General features: G+C 33.5%; 21 protein-coding genes. All 21 read right to left on the bottom strand.

Annotated elements, in window-relative coordinates; genetic code table 11:
- Positions 1–7: 7 nt before the first annotated feature.
- On the bottom strand, positions 8–1,195 hold the full coding sequence (mnmA, locus tag BN863_RS04185) for a tRNA 2-thiouridine(34) synthase MnmA (RefSeq protein ID WP_038527840.1): 1,188 nt from the start codon (positions 1,193–1,195) through the stop codon (positions 8–10).
- Between the two features lie 90 nt (positions 1,196–1,285).
- Positions 1,286–1,984 carry a toxin-antitoxin system YwqK family antitoxin gene (locus BN863_RS04180; protein WP_038527839.1) on the bottom strand — a complete coding sequence of 233 codons (699 nt, stop codon included), beginning with the start codon at positions 1,982–1,984 and terminating at the stop codon, positions 1,286–1,288.
- A 68-nt stretch (positions 1,985–2,052) separates the two neighbouring features.
- Positions 2,053–3,954 (bottom strand): membrane protein insertase YidC, encoded by a 1,902-nt coding sequence (gene yidC, locus BN863_RS04175; protein ID WP_038527838.1) that lies wholly within the window; start codon positions 3,952–3,954, stop codon positions 2,053–2,055.
- A 115-nt stretch (positions 3,955–4,069) separates the two neighbouring features.
- On the bottom strand, positions 4,070–5,683 hold the full coding sequence (locus tag BN863_RS04170) for a CTP synthase (protein ID WP_038527836.1): 1,614 nt from the start codon (positions 5,681–5,683) through the stop codon (positions 4,070–4,072).
- A gap of 330 nt (positions 5,684–6,013) precedes the next feature.
- Complete coding sequence (locus tag BN863_RS04165) at positions 6,014–6,256, bottom strand: DUF3820 family protein (RefSeq protein ID WP_038527834.1); 243 nt, start codon at positions 6,254–6,256, stop codon at positions 6,014–6,016.
- A 39-nt stretch (positions 6,257–6,295) separates the two neighbouring features.
- On the bottom strand, positions 6,296–6,703 hold the full coding sequence (locus tag BN863_RS04160) for an OsmC family protein (RefSeq protein WP_038527832.1): 408 nt from the start codon (positions 6,701–6,703) through the stop codon (positions 6,296–6,298).
- Between the two features lie 6 nt (positions 6,704–6,709).
- Positions 6,710–8,635 (bottom strand): PBP1 and LysM peptidoglycan-binding domain-containing protein, encoded by a 1,926-nt coding sequence (locus BN863_RS04155; RefSeq protein WP_038527830.1) that lies wholly within the window; start codon positions 8,633–8,635, stop codon positions 6,710–6,712.
- 42 nt (positions 8,636–8,677) lie between these two features.
- Positions 8,678–10,213 (bottom strand): glutamine-hydrolyzing GMP synthase, encoded by a 1,536-nt coding sequence (guaA, locus tag BN863_RS04150; protein WP_038527828.1) that lies wholly within the window; start codon positions 10,211–10,213, stop codon positions 8,678–8,680.
- 47 nt (positions 10,214–10,260) lie between these two features.
- A complete protein-coding gene (locus BN863_RS04145; RefSeq protein ID WP_038527826.1) occupies positions 10,261–11,634 on the bottom strand; it encodes a pyridoxal phosphate-dependent decarboxylase family protein in 1,374 nt (457 codons plus the stop codon).
- Between the two features lie 8 nt (positions 11,635–11,642).
- A complete protein-coding gene (gene bshC, locus BN863_RS04140; protein ID WP_038527824.1) occupies positions 11,643–13,253 on the bottom strand; it encodes a bacillithiol biosynthesis cysteine-adding enzyme BshC in 1,611 nt (536 codons plus the stop codon).
- A gap of 154 nt (positions 13,254–13,407) precedes the next feature.
- Entirely contained in the window at positions 13,408–14,712 is a 1,305-nt protein-coding gene (gene rimO, locus BN863_RS04135) for a 30S ribosomal protein S12 methylthiotransferase RimO (protein ID WP_038527822.1), read from the bottom strand.
- A 127-nt stretch (positions 14,713–14,839) separates the two neighbouring features.
- Positions 14,840–15,793 carry a signal recognition particle-docking protein FtsY gene (gene ftsY / locus BN863_RS04130; RefSeq protein WP_038527820.1) on the bottom strand — a complete coding sequence of 318 codons (954 nt, stop codon included), beginning with the start codon at positions 15,791–15,793 and terminating at the stop codon, positions 14,840–14,842.
- A 198-nt stretch (positions 15,794–15,991) separates the two neighbouring features.
- Positions 15,992–16,144 carry a DUF4295 domain-containing protein gene (locus tag BN863_RS18215; protein ID WP_084817459.1) on the bottom strand — a complete coding sequence of 51 codons (153 nt, stop codon included), beginning with the start codon at positions 16,142–16,144 and terminating at the stop codon, positions 15,992–15,994.
- A gap of 7 nt (positions 16,145–16,151) precedes the next feature.
- Positions 16,152–16,334, bottom strand: a complete 183-nt coding sequence (gene rpmG, locus BN863_RS04125) for a 50S ribosomal protein L33 (RefSeq protein ID WP_038527818.1) — start codon at positions 16,332–16,334, stop codon at positions 16,152–16,154.
- 23 nt (positions 16,335–16,357) lie between these two features.
- A complete protein-coding gene (gene rpmB / locus BN863_RS04120; protein ID WP_038527816.1) occupies positions 16,358–16,594 on the bottom strand; it encodes a 50S ribosomal protein L28 in 237 nt (78 codons plus the stop codon).
- 74 nt (positions 16,595–16,668) lie between these two features.
- Positions 16,669–17,925, bottom strand: a complete 1,257-nt coding sequence (locus BN863_RS04115) for a competence/damage-inducible protein A (RefSeq protein WP_038527814.1) — start codon at positions 17,923–17,925, stop codon at positions 16,669–16,671.
- Positions 17,925–18,269: a hypothetical protein gene (locus BN863_RS04110; protein WP_038527811.1), complete on the bottom strand. Its 345-nt coding sequence runs from the start codon at positions 18,267–18,269 to the stop codon at positions 17,925–17,927. The genes BN863_RS04115 and BN863_RS04110 overlap by 1 nt, the downstream gene beginning before the upstream one ends.
- 2 nt (positions 18,270–18,271) lie before the next feature.
- Positions 18,272–18,883 carry a fumarylacetoacetate hydrolase family protein gene (locus BN863_RS04105; protein WP_038527809.1) on the bottom strand — a complete coding sequence of 204 codons (612 nt, stop codon included), beginning with the start codon at positions 18,881–18,883 and terminating at the stop codon, positions 18,272–18,274.
- 19 nt (positions 18,884–18,902) lie between these two features.
- Positions 18,903–19,679 (bottom strand): 3'-5' exonuclease, encoded by a 777-nt coding sequence (locus BN863_RS04100; RefSeq protein WP_038527807.1) that lies wholly within the window; start codon positions 19,677–19,679, stop codon positions 18,903–18,905.
- A gap of 107 nt (positions 19,680–19,786) precedes the next feature.
- Complete coding sequence (locus tag BN863_RS04095) at positions 19,787–21,136, bottom strand: dihydrolipoamide acetyltransferase family protein (RefSeq protein ID WP_038527806.1); 1,350 nt, start codon at positions 21,134–21,136, stop codon at positions 19,787–19,789.
- A 114-nt stretch (positions 21,137–21,250) separates the two neighbouring features.
- Entirely contained in the window at positions 21,251–22,348 is a 1,098-nt protein-coding gene (locus tag BN863_RS04090; RefSeq protein WP_038527804.1) for a glycosyltransferase family 2 protein, read from the bottom strand.

Raw genomic sequence — 22,348 nt, 5'->3', positions numbered from 1 at the left:
CCACAAGTTAAGAAATAACTCCTGAACCTACTAATTCATCTTCTAAGTACCACGCTACAAATTGTCCTTCGGTAATAGCAGATTGCGGGTCTTCAAACTCCACATATAATCCACTGTCAACTTTATATAATTTTGCTTTTTGTAAAGGTTGTCTATAGCGGATTCGTGCCATAACATCCATAGTTTTGCCACTATCTAATTGTAAATCTTCACGAATCCAATGTTCCTCTTCGTTTGTTACAAAAAGTGCCGATTTAAATAATCCAGGATGCGCATGCCCCTGACCTGTATAAATCACATTTTCAGTAACATCGGTATCGATAACAAATAAAGGCTCTACTGTACCACCAACACCTAAACCTTTACGCTGACCTTTAGTAAAATAATGTGCTCCTTGATGTTTACCCACAATTTTTCCGTCGGTAACGGCATATACTTTTTTTGTAGTTAAGTATTCAAGTTCATCTAATTTTGATGCAAATGTGGTCTGTGTATTTTTATATAAATCATTGTCTTTATCAATCTCTACAATAACCCCTTCTTTTGGTTTTAATTGTTGTTGAAGAAATTCTGGTAAACGTACTTTACCAATAAAACATAAGCCTTGAGAATCTTTCTTCTCTGCAGTTACTAAATCTAATTCGGCAGCAATTTTACGTACTTCAGGCTTAATTAATTCGCCAATTGGAAATAACGCTTTAGATAATTGTTCCTGTGATAATTGGCATAAAAAATACGATTGGTCTTTATTCCCATCTGCACCTGCCAAAAGTTGGTAGGTTTCTTCTCCGCCTTCATTAGTTACACCTCTTCTACAGTAATGTCCTGTTGCAACGTAATCTGCGCCTAAGTCTAATGCAATTTTCATAAATACATCAAACTTAATCTCTCGATTACAAAGCACATCTGGGTTTGGAGTACGACCATTTTCGTATTCCTTAAACATATAATCGACGATGCGTTCTTTATACTGTTCGCTTAAATCGACAGTTTGAAAAGGAATACCTAATTTTTCGGCAACCAACATGGCGTCGTTGCTATCGTCTAACCACGGACATTCGTCTGAAATGGTAACAGAGTCATCGTGCCAATTTTTCATAAAAAGTCCGATAACTTCATAGCCTTGTTGCTGTAATAAATACGCTGCAACACTAGAATCTACACCACCCGAAAGTCCAACAATTACTCGTTTCATGCTTTAAAATTTAATCATGCAAATACATGCATTAAGGGAATAAAATTTACTAAATAGAAAACATCTAATTCAGCTTATCTTATAAATCTATTATTGTTTGTATGGATTATTACTATAATTAGTAAAATCCTTGGTATCGTCTAATTCTCCATTTTTATAGAAATTCCAGATCCCATCTTTTTTATCGTTTTTAAAAGCGCCTTCTGCTAATAATTTTCCTTCTAAGTCGTAGTATTTAGACATCCCTTGCAACTTATCGTTAACATAATTAAACTCTTTAAGCACAATCTCTTCTTCGGAATACCAGGTCGATGTTCCGTTTAATAAACCATTTTTATAGAAGGCACGTTCGGCAAGTTTTCCGTTGTCGTAATACACTAAGCGTTCGCCTTCAAGTTTTCCGTTTTCATTATAAAATTCGGTAATCATAATTTTATCAGAGTTTTTATGGTAGTACACCCAATCTCCGATATATAACTTCCCATTCATTTTTCCTTTACTAATCACTTTACCTGAAGAAGTTAAAAACTGAACTTTAGCAATATCGTTATCTGCATTAAATTCTTTAACAGCAGACAATACAGCTTTATTTCCTACTTTCTTATAGAACTTAAAGGTCCCTACTTCTTTCCCGTGAGAAAACTGACCTTCGTAACGTAACACTTTAGTTTTATCGAAATTCTTTTTCCAGACACCATCGCGTTTTCCGTTGGCATCGAACTGATTTACACTTTGTGCCATAACTGTACTTACAACACACATTAATAAAAAGGCAAATACATTTTTCATATTAGTATAACGTAAAATTTTTAATAATTACAAGTAACAAAAAAGCTGCCAATTAAGGCAGCTTTGAATTATTTTTTGCGATTTTGCATTTGTTTCTGCTGTTCTGCCTGCTCCATCATATCTTTCATTTTCTTCTGAAAGCGATTTTCCTTCTTAGGCTTCTTTTTATTCTCTTGAATTTTAGCGTGGATTTTATCTTCATCAATAATGAAGTTTTTAATCACTAACATAATTCCTATTGTAATTAAGTTAGATACAAAATAATACAAACTCAATCCAGATGCGTAATTATTAAAGAAAACTAACATCATGATTGGAGAGAAATAAATCATATATTTCATCATTTTCTGCATATCTGGCATACCTTCTTGTGTTGGCTGAGATGCAGCTTGTTGTCCCGTTGTCATTTTCATATAAAAGAATATGGCAACAGACGCTAATATTGGGAATAAACTAATATGATCTCCATAAAACGGAATCTTAAATGGTAATTCTGCAATCGTATCGTAAGAAGATAAATCGTCTGCCCAAAGGAAACTTTTATGTCTTAAATCGAATGCCGACGGGAAAAACTGAAATAACGCATAGAATACCGGAAGCTGCAATAATCCAGGTAAACATCCAGCCATAGGGCTTGCTCCTGCTTTGCTATATAACGCCATTGTAGCTTGTTGCTTTTTCATGGCATTATCTTTATACTTCTCGTTGATTTCGTTTATCTCTGGTTTAAGAATTTTCATCTTAGCCTGAGATAAATACGATTTATAAGTTACTGGAGACATTACAATTCTCACCAAAATAGTCATAACTACAATAGCAAAACCGTAAGGCATCAAACCACTTAAAAAGCTAAATAATGGAACAAATACATAACGGTTAATCCATCCAAAAATACCCCAACCAAATGGAATACTATCGTCTAAACTATAATCATATTGTCTAAGAACTGTATTATCTGTTGGTCCGAAATAGAATTTTAAAGGCGCGTTAAGTTCTCCGCCTTGAAGTTCTAAAGGAATTTTAGACGAGTATAATTTTGTAAATTCAGCATCATCATCTCCACTTTCTAATAAGTTTTCTGAAATTAAATCAACAGTTTTAAAAGGCTTTTCTGATACTAAAATTGAACTAAAGAAATGTTGTCTATAAGATAACCACGTAACATCTTCTTCAACATCGTCGTCGTCGCTAGTAGGACTTAGCTTATCGATTTTACCACCATCATGCTGATACGTTAAACGTGTATAACGATTTTCGTATTCCACACTTTTATCACCACGAATCATTTTTTGTTTCCAATCTAAATTAACACCTTGCGAGCTGTTAACCACATCGCTTAAACCTTGAGAACGGATGGTGAAATCCATCATGTAATTATCTGGTTTAAGCTCGTAACGGTATTCTAAATATTTAGATTCCGACACCTTAAGTTTCATAGAAACTACAGTGTTATCACCGTTTTCAGAAATTGTTGGCTCGAAATATAAATCTTGAGTATTTAAAATACGACTATCTGTAGTTCCGAAATTAATGTTGAACCCAATGTTTTTATCTTTTATAAGATATACAGGTAGAGAATCGTAATTATCGAATTTTTTAAGACGAACTTCAGATAAGAACCCGCCTTTATTACTAAATTTTAAATCGAATAATTCAGTTTCAACTCTAGTTTCCTTATTTGAAGCTGAAGGTAAAGTTGAAGAATAAGCAAAAGCTCCTAATTTGTTTTTAAGACCTTCTAGTTTTAAAGAATCTGTAGCCGATGTTACTGAAAAATCTTCGGTTGAAGTTTCAAAAGTTTCAGTTTTAATTTCAGCTTTCTTCTCTGCTTCAACTTGTTCTTGTTTTGCTTGCTCCTGAGCTTCTAACTCTTCTGGAGTTGGCTGATTTTGCCAAAGCATAAACATTAAAATTCCAAAGATTAGGATAAATCCTATGACCGAATTCAGGTCTAATTTCTTTTCTTCCATGTAATTACATTCTAAGTATAAATAGAAATCTTTCGACTAAACGCGAAGTCTTTCTTAGTGTGAGTATAGTACTCAAAAAAGTGACCACTTTTAAATTATTGACAATGTGGCACTTTTATTTTTTCTTGTTTTCTAAGGCCGCTTTTACAAACGCTACGAATAATGGGTGTGGATTTTTAACCGTACTCTTATATTCTGGGTGATACTGCACACCTACAAACCATGGATGTGTAGGCACTTCTACAATCTCTACTAAATTTGTTTTTGGGTTTACACCTGTTGCAACCATTCCTGCTGCTTCAATTTGTTTTCTAAAATCGCTATTAAACTCATAACGGTGTCTATGGCGTTCTTCAATAATTTCTGAACCATACACCTTTTTAGCAATACTATTTTCGGTTAAAGTACATTCCCAAGATCCTAGACGCATAGTCCCGCCCATATCGGTAATATTCTTTTGTTCTTCCATGATGCTAATTACAGGATTTGGCGTGTTAGAATCCATTTCTGTAGAGTTCGCATCAGCAATACCTAAAACATTTCTAGAAAATTCTATAACTGCCATTTGCATTCCTAAACAAATTCCTAAAAACGGAATATTATTTTCTCTTACATAACGTACAGCATCAATCTTACCTTCAATACCGCGTTCTCCAAATCCTGGAGCGACTAACACACCATTTAAATGTGCTAATTTTAATTTCGCGTTATCGGCATTAATATATTCTGAGTGAATTGGTTCTACGTTAACTTTAACTTCATTCTCTGCTCCTGCATGAATAAAAGCTTCTAAAATAGATTTATAAGAATCTTGTAACTCTACATATTTACCAATTAAACCAATAGTAATTTCGGTAGTAGGGTTTTTATGGCGTTGTAAAAATTCGTTCCAACGTGTTAAATCTGGAACACTACTATTTAAATTTAATTTTTTAAGAACAACCTTATCTAAACCTTCTTCTAACATTAAATTTGGCACATCGTAAATGGTAGACGCGTCTATAGATTGTATGATTGCTTCTTCGCGAACATTACAAAATAAGGCTAATTTTCTGCGTAAATCTTTAGGTAAATTATGCTCTGTTCTACACACTAAAATATCTGCTTGAACTCCGCTTTCCATTAAGGTTTTTACACTATGTTGCGTAGGTTTTGTTTTTAATTCGCCCGCTGCAGATAAATATGGAACTAATGTTAAATGAATAACAAGACCATTATTGTCGCCTAAATCCCAACGTAACTGTCTTACAGCTTCCACATAAGGTAACGACTCAATATCTCCTACAGTACCACCTATTTCGGTAATTACGATATCGTAATCGCCAGATTTTCCTAAAATTTGAATACGTTCTTTAATTTCGTCTGTAATATGAGGAATTACCTGAACTGTTTTACCTAGAAATTCACCACGACGTTCTTTTTCAATAACGCTCTGATAAATTCTACCTGTAGTAACGTTATTAGCCTGACTAGTAGGTGTGTTTAAAAAACGTTCGTAATGACCTAAATCTAAATCGGTTTCGGCACCATCATCGGTAACATAGCATTCTCCATGTTCGTATGGGTTTAACGTACCAGGGTCCACATTAATATATGGGTCTAATTTTTGAATTGTTACTCTGTAACCTTGAGATTGAAGTAATTTTGCTAATGATGCAGCAATAATTCCTTTTCCTAATGAAGATGTAACACCGCCGGTTACGAAAATATACTTTGTTGTAGTTGTCATGATGCGCTTTTAAACGCAGGCAAATTTACAAAGAACAATCGAGAATTAAGTATGCTTCTCTATTTTAATTCCGATTAAAACACTAACAATTTTTAAGGACGCTATAAATTGAACCAATACGCGTCAACATATTCGTTTTAAGCTAATTATTAAATATCAAATAAAAATAATTATTTTAAAAGTTGAAGTTGTAAACATTGCAGAATAGAATTCTAAGAAAAACTGTAGCCGATTAAATACTTTAATCTTCGTAATACGATTCCCTATTTAAACAGACAGAATTGAGAATTTTCAATAAAACTGAACATTAAAATAAATACAACAGAAGTATTAACGCGTTTTAGGGTTTGGATACTTTTGTTTTATATTACGAATAAGATCTTCAAGGCCATTCAATTTTAGTTCGTAAACCATACGCAATTGATCGCCTAGCTTACCTTTTGGAAAACCTTTATTATTATACCAAACCACATAGAACTCGGGTAAATCGATAAGAAATCGATCTTTATATTTACCATAGGGCATTTTGGTGTAAGCCAACTCAATTAAAACATCTCCATTAAGTTGTTCCATAATACCGTTTCTAATTTGTGTGTAAGACTTGTGTTGGCGTTAAACCGACCTCCAGTTAAACGTAATTACTTTTTCAATATCCGGATGCAAACTATAATGCACAGGACAAGTTTTTGCAGTATGTTCTAAAATTTTCCGTGTTTTATCATCTGTGCTGAAAGGAAAACTAAACACAACTTCAATTTTAGAAATTCGTCTAGGATCTGCAGACATTATTTTAGTCACTTCTGCTGTACTCCCTTTCATATCGACACCTAAACCATTGGCTTTAATACCCATCATGGTCATCATACAATTAGCAAAACCTGTTGCCACCGTATCGGTAGGAGAAAACGCTTCTCCTTTACCATTGTTATCTACAGGTGCATCTGTTACATATGTATTTCCAGATTGTAAATGTAAATTTTCGGTACGTAAATCGCCAAGATAAGTTACTTTAGAAGTCATCTGTTTTTAGTCTTTTACTTCAACAATTTTTAAATCATCGTATTGCAATAAGTACACTGTATCGTTATAAAACCCACCAAAAGGTGTCTTTTTATAGGCGAATTTATTTTCAATATACTCGGTTAATGGTGCATCGTTTACAGAAGCATAAAGGTCGGTAGATGTTACTAATCTTAGTACAACATCCATTGTAACATCAAACCCTCTTACGGCAATTTTGTTTGGTGTTAATCCGTATTCCTTTTTGTAAGCTTTTATAAAACCATTCTCTACATCGTCGTCGAACGATTTAGAAATGGATGCAAAATGAAATCTTAAATTAGATAAATGATGGTTTGAAATTTCACTACCTTCAAACGCACTATTCATATCTGTTGTAGCCAACACAATTTGAATATCTTCTGTATTTAATGAATTTAAAATACTGGTAACGTTAGAAGCAAACCCTGCAGTTTCAGTCTCTAAAAACACTACATTTTTACCTGGTTTTAAATATTTAGATACATCTGCAGGCTGAATATAATGTCCGTCTTTTCCTTTTTTATCTTTTCGAGAACGCACTATTGAAGCACCAACAAATGTAGATTTTAAATCGCCACTCTTTGGTTCACTTTCAGAATCGAAAATTAAAATGGTATTGGTTAAGCTATCACGCGCTTTAAAGTAATTTAAAACTTTACTTTTCAGTAGACCTTCTGCTGCACGAGATTGAAACGTGTTAGCTGTTACCTTAATTGTTTTAGTAATTGGTGATACTACTGGGATATTGAATTTACTTAATTTTTCTGCTGTATATTCTACACTTGTTTGAGTTAATGGTCCAATTACAGCGTCTAATTCTTCGAAATTATTATTTCGGATTAAATCACTAATGGTACTTGTCTTATTTTCGGTATCGTAAACATCTACTTTTGCTGAAACGCCTAACTTCCTTAACGAATCTAAAGCCATTAAAACTCCAGATTGAAACTCTAAAGAAAAGTTTAAATAACTATCTTTTTGAACATGATTCATTGTTCCCTGAATAGAATCTGAAGGGACATCTTTAAGTTTGAAAGGCAATAAAACTGCTAGGTGTTTAGTACCATAATTAAATTCTCTTTTTGTTAAATCTGACGCAACTAAAGTATGGTCTGATATCATTCCAGAAACATCATTATCTACATTTTTAGGCACTCTAAGCACCATTCCTGCTTTTAATCCTGATGCTTCTAACCCTGGATTTAATGTTTCAAGTTCTTCTTTTTCTAAACCTAATTTTACTTTTAATCGGTAAAAACCTTCTTTAGGTTGTACCTCGTAATAGTCGTATTTGTCTTCAACAGATTTTTCATGACTATCTGGAATATTTGGTACTTTAATCGTGTCTCCTACTTTTAAAACTTCAGCCATTTCTGGATTTAAAGCTTCTAAGTCTTCAACAGTCATTCCAAATTTATAAGCAACACGCCATTTCCCTTCTTTTGGCAACACCACATAAGGTTTTGTCATATCTACCACAGTAGCGACTTCTTCTAGAACTTGCTTCGTGCTATAAACCGGTATTCTTATTTTTGTTCCTTTTCTTAACGGTTCTGAGTATAAAAAAACATTGGCTTTTTTAATATCATCCTCGGTTACTTTATACGCTTTAGCAATACTATACAGCGTTTCTTTACGTTTAACGCGGTGTTGCTCGTAACTTGTAATTTCACGAACCGTATTAAGTTCTGCTTGAACTGTTGTTTTAGGAATAATTAAAACCATATTAGGTCTTAGTCCATTTTTAGCATCAGGATTTAATGTAAATATATCGTCGACCGTTACCATATATACTTTGGCAATATCCTCTATTTTTTCATTTTGTTTTACTTTATGAGTCTTATAGCTCTGCGCAAAGACATGGCTACTCACCATTAAAAGCATGACAAAAACGACTAAAAACTTTTTCATTCAATATGGTTTAATTCGAAAAAAATTGATTTAAGCTATAATTTATTCCCACTCTATAGTTGCAGGTGGCTTCGAGCTAATATCGTACACTACTCTATTAACGCCTTTTACTTTATTTATTATATCGTTAGATGTTTTTTGTAAAAACGCATATGGTAAATTTACCCAGTCTGCTGTCATACCATCGGTACTTTCTACAGCTCTAAGCGCTACACATTTTTCATATGTACGCTCGTCTCCCATTACACCAACGCTATTTACAGGTAACAACATTGCACCAGCTTGCCATACTTTATCGTATAGGCCCCATTCTTTTAATCCGTTTATAAAGATGGCATCTACTTCTTGTAAAATACGCACTTTTTCTGCTGTAATATCTCCAAGAATACGAATTCCAAGTCCTGGTCCAGGGAATGGATGACGACCTAATAATTCTGGATCTATACCTAAAGTTGCTCCAACACGTCTTACTTCGTCTTTAAAAATTGCACGTAAAGGTTCAACAATTTTAAGTTTCATAAAGTCTGGTAATCCACCTACGTTATGATGACTTTTAATTGTTGCCGAAGGTCCTCCTGTTGCAGAAACACTCTCGATAACATCTGGATAAATGGTTCCTTGCGCTAACCATTTTACATCGGTTAATTTATGCGCTTCATCATCGAAAACTTCAATAAAAGAATTCCCAATAGCTTTACGTTTTAACTCAGGATCTTCTATACCTTCTAAAGCATCTAGAAAACGTTTTGAAGCGTCTACACCTTTTACATTAAGGCCCATACCTTCGTACTGTTTTAATACACTTTCGAATTCATTCTTACGAAGTAATCCGTTATTTACGAAAATACAATATAGGTTTTCACCAATGGCTTTATTTAATAATACAGCAGCTACAGTAGAATCTACTCCACCAGATAATCCTAAAACAACTTTATCTGAACCTACTTTTGCCTGTATTGCTTCAACCGTTTCTTCTACAAAAGAATCTGGTGTCCAATCTTGTTTAAGATCTGCTATTTTTACTAAGAAGTTTTCTAATAATTGTTTTCCATCTGTAGAGTGATATACTTCTGGGTGAAATTGAATAGCATAAGTTTCTTCACCTTCAATTTTATAAGCTGCATTTGCAACGTCTGTAGTACTTGCAATAAGCACGCCATTTGTTGGTAAAGATTTAATAGTATCACTATGACTCATCCAAACTTGGCTCCCTTTAGAAATGTTTTCAAAAAACACTTCATTCTCTTTAATGTAAGACAGGTTAGCGCGTCCGTACTCACGCGTACTAGATGGTGCCACTTCTCCACCTGAAAAATGAGCTAAATATTGTGCTCCATAACATACAGCCAACATGGGCTTTTTAGTACGTATTTCGCCTAATTCTGGATGTAAAGCGTCTGCTCCTCTAACAGAGTTTGGACTACCCGAAAGTATTACAGCCTTGTAGCTTTCTATGTCGGTTGGAATTTTGTTAAATGGTCGTATTTCGGAATAAATGTTGAGTTCTCGAACTCTACGGGCAATAAGTTGAGTGTATTGCGATCCGAAGTCTAAAATTAATACCTTGTCGTGTTGCATGCGCAAAATTAATATTTATATTTTATTTGAAAAGTTTGAAACCATTTTTATTCCATTGTTTTCAATATTTCTACAATGTCTTGTTCTGTGGTATCTGGATTTATAAAACAAAAACGAGAAACCGTTTCGTAAGTATCGCCAGATTTCCATTTAGTTGGTGTCACTAAAGCAAAGCCTTTTTCATGATTTTCGTATGTCCAGTGTGTATAATCTTCAGGTGTCCATCCTTTTCTTCTGTATAATACACAAGATAAACTTGGCTCCTGTACCAACTCTAAATCTGGATGTTCTGTAACTAATCGACCTGCAATTTGTGCCAATTCTAATCCGCGTTCTACCGCCTCCTTATAACGATCTGTTCCGTGAGTTGCTAAAGAAAACCATAAAGGCAACCCTCTTACACGACGTGTTAATTGTATTTGGTAATCTGTTGGATTAAATCCGTGAGCACCTTCATCTTTAAAAATATCTAAATAAGATCCATCTTGCGAATGAGCATTTTTTGCCAATTCGGGTTCTCTATATATTACAGCACCACAATCGTATGGCGAAAACATCCATTTATGAGGGTCTATAGTAATACTATCGGCATTTTCAATTCCATTAAATAAATGTCTTACAGAATCGGCTACCAAAGCACCACCACCATAAGCGGCATCTACATGCAACCATAAACCTTCAGATTTACATATTGCAGATATGCCCATTAAATCATCTATAATCCCTGCATTAGTTGTTCCACCCGTTGCCACAACTGCAAACAAGCGCTCGCGTTGATCTGCTGTTAAATTATCGATAGTGTCTTGTAAAGCAGCACCTTCTAAACGTGCTTCAGTATCAACTAATAGGACATCTAAATCGGCTACTTTTGCCATGGCTTTAATAGAAGAATGCGCTCCGATAGAGGTTATAATTAACCCTTTTTCATTTTTATGAGCATCTTTAAGACTTCTCCAATATTCTCTTGCCGTTACAATAGCAGAAAGATTTGCCGCTGTACCACCACTAGTAAACACACCAAAAGCACCTTCTGGCATTCCGGTTAAAGATACAATCCATTTCATTGCTTCATTTTCACAGAATATTCCACCTGCTCCTTCCATCCAATATGCACCGTGTATACTAGATGCCGATGTTACTAAATCGAACATAATTGCTGCACGTGTTGGTGCTGCGGGTACAAAAGCAAGGTTTCTAGGGTGATCTACAGGTACATTCGTTTTCACTAAATGTTTTTTCCACAAATTAAAAGCGACTTCTCCACCAATACCATCTGCGGTAATTGTTTCTCCAACTAAGGCTTTTAATTCTTCTGCTTTTTTAGGCTTTCCAATTTTTCGTTCTGTAGTAGAAATTCTTTCAATGGCGTATTTCATGACATCCAATGTCATTTCTACCAAATCAAAATCTACTTTATGCATGCTATTTTTCACAAATTGAGTATTAAAAATTCTTGTTTCAGTGGCTGCAAATCTAACACTAACTGTTCGATTAATTGGTGTCTGAACTCAAGATATAATTCAGAAAAATTAGTAGCACGTTCTTGTAAACTCTGATTTGGGAATAATTGATTTTGTAAATCAGTCATTCTAGACACCTGATCGGCTAATTTCTTTTTTTGTGCTTTTAATAAACGCTTTTCTAAATGTTCTAAGCCTTTAATTTGCTTATGCTCTTGAGCCTTTACCGCTCCTAAAAAAGACGCATCTGTTTGTTCGGCTAAAGCATACATATCTTCGAACTGTTTTTTAAGATGTGCTTTTTGTGAAGAAAAATCGATATCGATATTCGAAATTTTTCTCACCTTTTTATTGATGAAAGTATCTCGCTTCTGAAACAAATCGCGATTACTTATATGTAATTTTTCTAATTTTTTAGTTTGTTGTTGTGTTTTTACTAAGACAGAATTTCTTAATAATAACATAGGAAAGGGCAATTTTACAGCCTCGAAATAATCTTTTAACTGTAGCCAATATGCCAATTCTCCACCGCCACCAATATAACATAAGTTAGGTAAAATGACTTCTTGATATAACGGACGCATAATGACATTTGGAGAAAAACGTTCTGGAAATTCATGAATCTCTTTTAGAATCTCTGCTTCCGAAAACGTCATTTTAGTATTTAAAACGCTGTATACATCGTCTTCAAAAACAATACGTTCGCGACTATTTTTAGATAAATAAAATAAATTTATTGCTCTAGGATTAACTTGAATATTGTAATCTGTATCTGGAACATTTGCTAATAACTCACTCGTTTTAGAAACTTCTTGCGATGAAATTTGTGATAAAATATCTTGTTCTATATACGGAATAAAAGCACGTTTTAAATCTTTCTGATTGGCATCAATAATTACCAATCCTAAATCTGAAAATAAAGCGTTGGCTAAGTATCTTGTAGCATCTGCCAGATTATCGTGTTTTAAATACGCTTCAGAAAATAATGTTCTTAATTCGTCTGCTGCTTTTCCAACACCTAATTCTTTGGTATATAATTCGAAAACATCCTCTAAACCTTCTGTAGAGAATTCACCAACAGCACCACCATCTTCACGATTCCATTGGATTTTTTTACCTTTAAAATTGAAGTAATTTATTTCGTCGAAATCATGATCTTCTGTAGCCATCCAATATATAGGTACAAAATGTTGATTAGGATACGTCGTCTTTAACTCTTTGGTTAAATTAATGGTCGACACAATTTTATATAAGAAATACAACGGCCCAGTAAATAAATTTAGCTGATGTCCTGTTGTTACAGTAAATGTATTTGATTCTTTTAACAGAGATATATTTAACTGTGTGGCTTCCGAAGTCTTTACATTAGCATACTGCGCTTCTAAAACCGTAGCTAAAACCTGTCGATGTGATTTAGACATACCACTAAACTTCGATTTTTCGGTAATCTGAGCTTCAAAATTTTCAAGCTTTGGAAACCGATTGTAAAATGGTTTTAATTCAGGTTTTTCTTCTAAATAATCACAAATTAATGACGAAAAATATTGGGTATCTCTAAACGGAATACAGTCAGTTGGCATAAATAATTAAAATTTAATGTAAATATACAGTTATTAGAATTTTCTATTCTAAAAAAATAGTTAAGGTTATTGTACAAATAATAATAGCTATTTAAACGAAAAAAGGTGTCTTAACTTACATTAAAACACCTTCTTTATTATATTTATTTACTTCTTATTTTACAACTTCTGCATACAAATCGAAATCTTCTGCTTCAATAACTTTAACACGAGTAAACTCACCCGTTTTTAAATAGGTTTCTGTAGCATCAATTAACACTTCGTTATCTACATCTGGCGAATCGAATTCTGTACGACCAACAAAGTAGTTTCCTTCTTTTCTATCGATTACCACTTTAAATTCTTGTCCGATTTTAGCTTGATTCAATTCCCAAGAAATTTGCGATTGAATTTCCATAATCTCGTTAGCACGTTGCATTTTTACATCTTCAGGAACATCGTCTTCTAAATTATATGCATGTGTATTTTCTTCGTGAGAATAGGTAAAACATCCTAAACGTTCAAAACGCATATCTTTAACCCATTGTTTTAAAGTCTGGTAATCTTCTTCTGTTTCACCTGGATATCCAACAATAAGTGTTGTACGAATAGTCATTCCCGGAACGGCTTTTCTAAACTCCTTTAAAAGTTTAGTTGTTTTTTCCTGAGTGGTTCCACGACGCATACTTTTAAGAATAGCATCTGAAATATGTTGTAACGGAATATCTATATAATTACAGATTTTAGGCTCACGGTTCATGATATCTAATACATCCATTGGGAATCCGGTTGGGAATGCATAATGTAAACGAATCCACTCTACACCATCTACTTTTACTAAAGCTTCAAGTAGTTCGGCTAGATTACGTTTTTTATAAATATCTAATCCGTAGTACGTTAAATCTTGAGCGATAAGAATTAATTCTTTAACGCCTTTTGCTGCTAATTTTTCAGCTTCAATAACAATATCTTCAATTGGAGTAGACTTGTGTTTTCCACGCATAATTGGAATCGCACAAAAACTGCATGGTCTATCGCAACCTTCAGCAATTTTTAAATAGGCATAGTTTTTTGGTGTTGTTGTTAAACGTTCTCCAATTAACTCATGTTTATAATCTGCACCTAAAGCTTTTAGTAAACCGGGTAATTCTGTAGTTCCAAAATATTCATCTACATTCGGAATTTCTTTTTGCAAGTCTGGCTTATAACGTTCAGACAAACATCCTGTAACAAACACTTTATCGACATCTCCATCTTCTTTTTTCTGCATGAATTCTAAAATAGTATTCACACTTTCTTCCTTTGCATTATTGATAAAACCACAGGTATTAATTACCACAATATTACCTTCTTCTTCATGCACAACATCTTTTCCGCTTGCTTTAAGCTGTCCCATTAACACTTCGCTGTCGTAAACATTTTTACTACAACCAAGAGTTACTACGTTGATTTTATTCTTTTTAAGTGTTTTAGTTCTCATATCAAAAATTCAGAGTGCAAAGATACGTAATGATTTAGGATTAAAGAATTGAAAGTATCTTAATAAAAACAAAAAAGCCACGATAAAATAGATTTATCGTGGCTTTGAAATTATTATTTTTTAATTCTTACTTAAAAAAAGAATCTACGAATTCGTATTTATTAAAAACTTGTAAGTCGTTTATACCTTCTCCAACTCCAATGTATTTTACTGGAATTTTAAATTGGTCGCTTATTCCGATAACTACACCACCTTTTGCTGTACCATCTAATTTAGTTACCGCAAGCGATGTAACTTCTGTAGCTGCAGTAAACTGTTTAGCTTGTTCGAATGCATTCTGCCCGGTTGAACCGTCTAAGACTAACAACACATCGTGAGGGGCATCTCCAACAACTTTTTGCATAACACGTTTCACCTTAGTTAATTCGTTCATTAAATTAATCTTGTTGTGTAAACGTCCGGCGGTATCAATTATAATAACATCTGCATTTTGAGACACTCCAGATTCTAGAGCATCGAATGCTACAGATGCAGGATCACTTCCCATCTCTTGCTTTACAATAGGAACATCTACACGATCTGCCCAAACTTGTAACTGATCGATAGCTGCAGCTCTAAAGGTATCTGCTGCGCCTAAAACGACATTAAGACCTTGTTTTTTAAACTGATAAGCTAGCTTTCCAATAGTGGTTGTTTTACCAGCACCATTAACACCAACCACCATAATTACGTATGGTTTTTTGTTTTCAGGAATTTTAAATTCAGTATCTTCTCCAGAGTTTGTTTCAGAGAGTAAACCTGCAATTTCTTCTCGAAGAATTTTATTAAGTTCGGCTGTCCCTAAATATTTATCCTTTTCAACACGCTCTTCAATACGTGTAATGATTTTTAAAGTCGTGTTTACACCAACATCACTAGAAACTAAAATTTCTTCCAGATTATCTAATACGTCATCATCAACTTTAGATTTTCCAGCAACTGCTTTACTTAATTTATCAAAAAAATTAGTTTTAGATTTTTCTAAACCTTTGTCTAAAGTTTCCTTTTTTTCTGAAGAAAATATTTTTTTAAAAAAGCTCATTGGTTATCATTTAGAATTTATTAATCAAGTATGGTTATACTATCCTATTACGGTTAGTCACTTTTAAAACTCTTAATACAAAATGCCTGCCTAATTTACAAAACAGAAATTTTGTCATTATTTCAAATGTAAATATAAAACAAAAGCTGCTTTCTATTAAGAAAGCAGCTTAAATATCTTTTCTGATAAAAAATATAATTATTTTTTATTCAAGAAGTCTGTTACTTGTTCAGGAGCCATGATAGCTTCTACAAAAGTGTAAGCGCCTGTTTTATCAGACTTTACCATTTTTATAGCTTTCGTTAATCTTTTAGATCCTGTTTGTAATGTTGCTACTGATTTCTTTGCCATGACTCAATTATTTTATTTCTTTATGAACAGTCATTTTCTTCAAGATAGGGTTGAATTTTTTAATTTCCATTCTATCCGGAGTATTCTTTTTGTTCTTTGTAGTAATATATCTAGAAGTTCCTGCCACCCCAGATTCTTTGTGCTCTGTGCACTCTAATATTACTTGGACTCTGTTACCTTTCTTTGCCATTGTTCTATTATTTTATAAGAGGCTTATTTTAAAAACCCTTTAGATTTAGCTTCTTTTATAGCAGCTGAAATTCCTATTTTATTGATGGTTTTCAATGCTGATGTAGATACTTTTAAAGTTACCCACTTATCTTCCTCAGGAATGTAAAAACGCTTCTTAACTAAATTCGCATCAAATCTGCGCTTAGTTTTGTTCATAGCGTGAGATACATTGTTCCCTACCATTGCCTTCTTACCTGTAAGTTCACAAACTCTTGACATTCTTTCTAAACTTTAATATTGTTATTTCAAAACGAGGTGCAAATATACGAATTGTTTGTGTTATAACAACTTAATTAACATCTATTTTTTAAAATTTCTTTTTGTAACATATCTAAAGCCTTGTCTACCGCCTTATTAACTACTTTTATTCGTAAATTTCCAAGGTTAAATTTCTCTGAATAGACTCCTGTTTTTGAAGCAATTGCTATAAAAACAGTTCCCAACTCTTCTTTATCGGTCGCTTTTGTAGGACCAGCATTACCAGTTGTAGCAATTGCATAATCAGATTTAAAAAGTTTTAAAGCACTTTCTGCCATGGCTTCTGCAACTGCTGCACTAACAACAGTATGTTCTGTAATAAGCGATTCTGAAATATTTAAAACATCTATTTTTGCTTGTGTAGCATAACTTACCACACTTCCTTTAAAAAATTCTGACGCACCAGGATGAGACGTTATTTGTTCTGCTATTCTTCCTCCTGTACAACTTTCGGCAGTGGCTAAGGTTTGACCTAAAACGGTTAGCGTTTTACCAATTTGCTCTTCCATAGTTTCCTCAAAACCTTCAATCCCCACAAATATATCTTTAATTTGAGGCATTAAAAGTTTCTCTTGTCTATCCATTTCCGACATTATAAACGTTTTATCTAATCCTTTGGCTGATAATCTTAAACGGACTTTACCAATATTTGGTAAGTACGCCAATTTAATTTCTTTAGGTAACGCATCTTCCCAAGCTTCTATACGCTCTGCCAATGCACTTTCTCCTAAACCATAAGTCATGTACGTTTTATGCATGATAAACGGACATTTAAACTTCTTCTGTATCCGCGGAATTACATCAGAATCGATTAATCCTTTCATCTCGAACGGGACACCTGGAAGCGACACGAATATTTTTGAATTATGCTCGATCCACATCCCTGGAGCGGTACCATATTCGTTATGTAAAACCGATGCTTTAGTTGGAACTAGAGCCTGATTTACATTTAATTGCGACATTGGATTCGGTGAATATTTAGCAAAAATTCCTTTAACATGATTTAAAACGGCATCGTCAATCTTAAGGGTATCGTTAAAATACTCGGCTAATGTATGCTTAGTAATATCATCTTTTGTTGGACCTAATCCTCCTGTAATAATAATGATATCTGCATTTTCTTCAGCCTCTTTTAAAGATTTTAAAATATGCGTTTTATCGTCTTGTACCGAGGTAATTTGATATACAGACACACCTATTTTATTAAGTGCTTTTGCTATATATGCGGAATTTGTATCAAGAATTTGACCGATGAGAATTTCATCGCCAATAGTAATTATTTCTGCTTGCATTATGAAATATCGAAATCTGATTTAATTTCTGAAACTGCCAATTCTATTGCAGTAACTACATGATTAAATGTAGAGGTTATATCTTTATCTGTTTGCTCAAACTTACCCCAATCTTGTACAACAATAACATCGTCTAGAACTCCTAGTTCAAACAAATCTACTGTTGGTTTCAGTTTATGAGCTATTTGATACGTCGTGTAATAATTTTTATCCTGAACAGCTTGCTTTAGCACCTCTAAATCTTCAGGAACTTCCTCTGTAAAAGTTAAAGCTAATGCTTGGATAAAATCCTCGTCGTTATCTGCCAATTCCCTTACTCTAAATAATTTGTAATGCTGTTCCATATTTATTTTACAGTTATTGAAAATAGCTCTCTATCTTCTATAAATCCTTTTAATACATCGTTTGGAGCAACGGGGCCTACTCCAGAAGGTGTTCCAGTAAAGATAACATCTCCAATCTTTAAAGTGAAATATTTTGAAACACATTCTATTAACTCATCGATTTTCCAGAGCATGTGACTCGTATTTCCGTTTTGGACAGTATTTTCGTTCTTTTTTAACGAAAAACTCAACTGATTTAAGTCTGAAAATTCACTTTTAGGCAACCACTTACCAATTACTGCAGCACCATCAAATGCTTTTGCTTTTTCCCAAGGTAATCCTTTAGCCTTTAATTTAGCTTGTAGATCTCTAGCTGTAAAATCGATTCCTAAGCCAACCTCATCATAATATTTATGAGCAAACTTTTTATCGATATACTTTCCTACTTTATTGATTTTGACTAAAACCTCAACTTCATAATGTACATCGTCAGAAAAATCTGGAATAAAAAACGGTTGCTTTTTTAAAAGAATTGCCGTGTCTGGTTTTAAAAACACAACAGGATCTGTTGGCTTTTCATTTTCTAACTCTTCTATATGTTCTGTGTAGTTTCTACCGATACAAATAAGTTTCATACTTGAAAGGATCTAAAAATTAATTCAACTTATTATTAAAACTTCTTAACTTAATTGCCGTTAATACCTTTTTTGTATACAACGGAAAATCTGCATTTAACAACCAGCCAAAATATCCTGGTTCGTCGTTTAGTACATCTAATACCCTCTTGTTTTTATGTTTCCCAAAAGAAAAACACTCCTCGCCTGCTTTATTAAAGACTAAAAATCCTGCAAAATCTGCAAACTGTTTTCTACTACTAAATTCTGAAAGAAACTTAGTGTTATTTTCTAGCTCTTCGTATTTTTCAACTTGAGCCTTTAATACTTCGTAAGTTGCAAATGTATCTGCAGCTGCGCTATGGGCATTTTCTAAATCTTTTCCACAATAAAACTTATACGCCGCACTTAAAGTACGCTGTTCCATTTTATGAAAAATGGTTTGTACATCTACAGCTAAAGTGCTTTTCATATCAAAATCTATATCTGCACGTAACATTTCTTCTGCTAAAAGCGGAATATCGAACCGATTAGAATTAAAACCACCTAAATCCGAGTCCTTAATCAAGGTATAAATTTCCTTTGCCAACTCTTTAAAAGTTGGAGCGTCTGCTACATCGGCATCAGATATACCATGAATTTCGGTAACTTCTGCTGGAATAGGCATTTCAGGATTAACAAGCCACGTTTTAGAGTCTTCTTTACCGTCTGGAAACACTTTTAAAATAGCAATTTCTACTATTCTGTCTTTTGATATATTGATACCTGTTGTTTCTAGATCGAAAAAACAAATGGGTTTTTTAAGATTGAGATTCATTAAAATAAATTTTATTAAGATGTAAATTTAGTAAATGTTATCTGTGTATTATAAAAAAACCCAACTGTTTTCAGTTAGGTTTAATTTATAACGTTTTCTTTTTTTCTTTAAATTTCCTGATTCACATCCCAAGCTTCTAAATAATCTTTAACTGCTTTAATAAACAATCCTCCTTGCGCTCCGTTTACTACACGGTGATCATAAGAATGAGTTAAAAACATTTTATAACGTATACCAATAAAATCGCCTTGTGGTGTTTCAATTACTGCAGGCACCTTTCTAATTGCTCCTAAAGCTAAAATTGCAACTTGCGGCTGATTAATAATTGGTGTTCCCATTACACTTCCAAAAGCTCCTACATTGGTAACTGTATACGTACCACCTTGAATTTCGTCTGGTTTTAATTTATTAGCTCTTGCACGTTTTGCTAAATCATTTACATTTTTAGTCATACCAATTAGGTTTAACTGATCCGCATTTTTAATAACGGGTACAATTAAGTTACCATCTGGTAGCGCCGCTGCCATACCTAAATTGATATCTTTCTTTTTAATTATCTGATCATCTTTAAACGAAATATTTATCATTGGAAACTCACGTAAAGATTTCGCTACAGCTTCCATAAATATTGGAGTGAAAGTTAAATTTTCGCCTTCACGCTTAGCAAATCCATCTTTAACTCGTTTTCTCCAATTCCAGATATTAGTAACATCAACTTCTATAAAACTTTGTACATGTACAGACGTATTAGCAGACTCAACCATATGTTTCGCTACTAATTTTCCCATTCTGGACATTTCAATTATTTCGTCTTCACCAGATGCAATAACAGGTGTCTCTACAGCAGGTTTACTACTAACTACAGGTGCTGGTGACGACACATTTTGTGCCTGATTATTATTTACAGGCTCAGCTGGTGCTGTAACTGCTGCTGGTTTAGTACCTCTAGTTTCAATATAATTAAGAATGTCGGTTTTAGTGACACGACCTTCAAGTCCTGATCCAGAAATACAATCTAATTCAGATTGATCTAAACCTTCTGCTTTTGCAATATTTCTTACTAATGGAGAATAAAAACGATTTTCGCTAGACACTACGTTACTAGCTACAGTTTCTTGAGCAACGCTAACTGTTTTTTCTAAAGCTTCTACAACTTTAGGTTCTGGAACAGTTTCTTCTATATCATCTGAAGCATCTGAATCGGATGTATCTTCTCCAGAAATTTCAATTATAGCAATTGTTTGTCCTACTTGAACAACATCATCAACTTCAAATAATTTTTCTATTAAAACCCCCTCTACATCACTCGGGACTTCACTATCAACTTTATCGGTTGCTATTTCAAGAACAGCCTCATCGGCCTCGATAGTTTCCCCAACCTCCTTTAACCATGAAGTAATCGTTGCCTCTGCAACACTTTCTCCCATTTTAGGTAATTTCAGTTCAAATTTTGCCATATTAATAATGTAAAGCTATTTTTTAAAATTATAATTGCGAAATTAACATATAAATACATTTTTAGCCTAAAAAAACGCAGTTAATTCTCAATGTTTTTTAATTCAGCAAAGGTACTAAAAATGAATAACATTACCTCTAGATACAGCATTATCACTGCCTAAAACAAAGTTACTGCCTTTAGGAAGAATGCGAAATGTAACCATACGAACCTTGCAAAAGCTCTCCATAATGGTTATAATCTGCCTAAAAGTCAACACATTATTATCTAGAATTATTTGCTGAGCATCTTCTACCGCTTCAATATTAGATTTTAAATTCAACTTAAAAGCCATCTTAGATTCAAGCAATTTATTATCTTGATTAGAAACCAAAACAATAGATTTCACCTCTCTGTTCTCTATTGAAGGCTGAATATTTAATAGTGTTAATCCCTTTACTCCAAGAGCCACCAGGACTTCAAAAAGTGTATTTTTTTTGAAATGTTTCTTATAAAAAATCTGCATTGCACCATTAAATCGATTGGCATAATTTTTATTACGCAAGGTACTTTCTCCTTTGTAATGTATTACCGTTGTTTCTCCGAAATAATAGTTATGAAATCCAGATTTCAACGTTTTATATGATAGATCGACATCTTCTCCATACATAAAATAATCTTCGTCAAAACCTCCGACTAGGTGATACACATCCCGCTTAATAAGCATAAATGCGCCAACCAAAATATCGACTTTGCCTATATTATTTTCTCTTAAATGGTTTGCGTAATACGAATATGAGTCTCCTAGAATTTTTTTAAGTGCAACTTCAGGTGTTGGCACATTACGTTTACTTTCTTGTAAAAATGCTCCAGTGCCATCTATTAACTTACACCCAACAATTCCGAGATGAGATTCCTTTTCTGCAAATTCTAAAATCTTTATAAACGTATCTTCAGAAACTACTGTATCAGGATTTAAAATACAGACATATTCACCTTTCGCTTCTGCAACACCAATATTATTCCCTTTAGAAAACCCATAATTAACTGTGTTTTCTATTAATTTAACTTCAGGAAAGTTTGTTTTTAACATATTACAACTATCGTCTGTAGACTGATTATCTACCACAATAATTTCTGCATCTATTTTAGAAGTCGCTGCAACGACACTTTTTAGACAGAGCTCTAAAAAATAGCGCACATTATAATTTAAAATAACTACAGAGAGCTTCAA

Origin of the sequence: Formosa agariphila KMM 3901, from assembly GCF_000723205.1 — a bacterium.
GTDB lineage: Bacteria > Bacteroidota > Bacteroidia > Flavobacteriales > Flavobacteriaceae > Formosa > Formosa agariphila.
The sequence above is the reverse complement of the archived record's forward strand: the minus strand, read 5'-3'. Positions and strand labels throughout refer to the sequence as shown.

Coding starts and splice junctions, on each gene's coding strand:
- mnmA (WP_038527840.1), bottom strand. CDS start 1,195: ATGAAACGAGTAATTGTTGGACTTTCGGGTGGTGTAGATTCTAGTGTT.
- BN863_RS04180 (WP_038527839.1), bottom strand. CDS start 1,984: ATGAAAAATGTATTTGCCTTTTTATTAATGTGTGTTGTAAGTACAGTT.
- yidC (WP_038527838.1), bottom strand. CDS start 3,954: ATGGAAGAAAAGAAATTAGACCTGAATTCGGTCATAGGATTTATCCTA.
- BN863_RS04170 (WP_038527836.1), bottom strand. CDS start 5,683: ATGACAACTACAACAAAGTATATTTTCGTAACCGGCGGTGTTACATCT.
- BN863_RS04165 (WP_038527834.1), bottom strand. CDS start 6,256: ATGGAACAACTTAATGGAGATGTTTTAATTGAGTTGGCTTACACCAAA.
- BN863_RS04160 (WP_038527832.1), bottom strand. CDS start 6,703: ATGACTTCTAAAGTAACTTATCTTGGCGATTTACGTACCGAAAATTTA.
- BN863_RS04155 (WP_038527830.1), bottom strand. CDS start 8,635: ATGAAAAAGTTTTTAGTCGTTTTTGTCATGCTTTTAATGGTGAGTAGC.
- guaA (WP_038527828.1), bottom strand. CDS start 10,213: ATGCAACACGACAAGGTATTAATTTTAGACTTCGGATCGCAATACACT.
- BN863_RS04145 (WP_038527826.1), bottom strand. CDS start 11,634: ATGCATAAAGTAGATTTTGATTTGGTAGAAATGACATTGGATGTCATG.
- bshC (WP_038527824.1), bottom strand. CDS start 13,253: ATGCCAACTGACTGTATTCCGTTTAGAGATACCCAATATTTTTCGTCA.
- rimO (WP_038527822.1), bottom strand. CDS start 14,712: ATGAGAACTAAAACACTTAAAAAGAATAAAATCAACGTAGTAACTCTT.
- ftsY (WP_038527820.1), bottom strand. CDS start 15,793: ATGAGCTTTTTTAAAAAAATATTTTCTTCAGAAAAAAAGGAAACTTTA.
- BN863_RS18215 (WP_084817459.1), bottom strand. CDS start 16,144: ATGGCAAAGAAATCAGTAGCAACATTACAAACAGGATCTAAAAGATTA.
- rpmG (WP_038527818.1), bottom strand. CDS start 16,334: ATGGCAAAGAAAGGTAACAGAGTCCAAGTAATATTAGAGTGCACAGAG.
- rpmB (WP_038527816.1), bottom strand. CDS start 16,594: ATGTCAAGAGTTTGTGAACTTACAGGTAAGAAGGCAATGGTAGGGAAC.
- BN863_RS04115 (WP_038527814.1), bottom strand. CDS start 17,925: ATGCAAGCAGAAATAATTACTATTGGCGATGAAATTCTCATCGGTCAA.
- BN863_RS04110 (WP_038527811.1), bottom strand. CDS start 18,269: ATGGAACAGCATTACAAATTATTTAGAGTAAGGGAATTGGCAGATAAC.
- BN863_RS04105 (WP_038527809.1), bottom strand. CDS start 18,883: ATGAAACTTATTTGTATCGGTAGAAACTACACAGAACATATAGAAGAG.
- BN863_RS04100 (WP_038527807.1), bottom strand. CDS start 19,679: ATGAATCTCAATCTTAAAAAACCCATTTGTTTTTTCGATCTAGAAACA.
- BN863_RS04095 (WP_038527806.1), bottom strand. CDS start 21,136: ATGGCAAAATTTGAACTGAAATTACCTAAAATGGGAGAAAGTGTTGCA.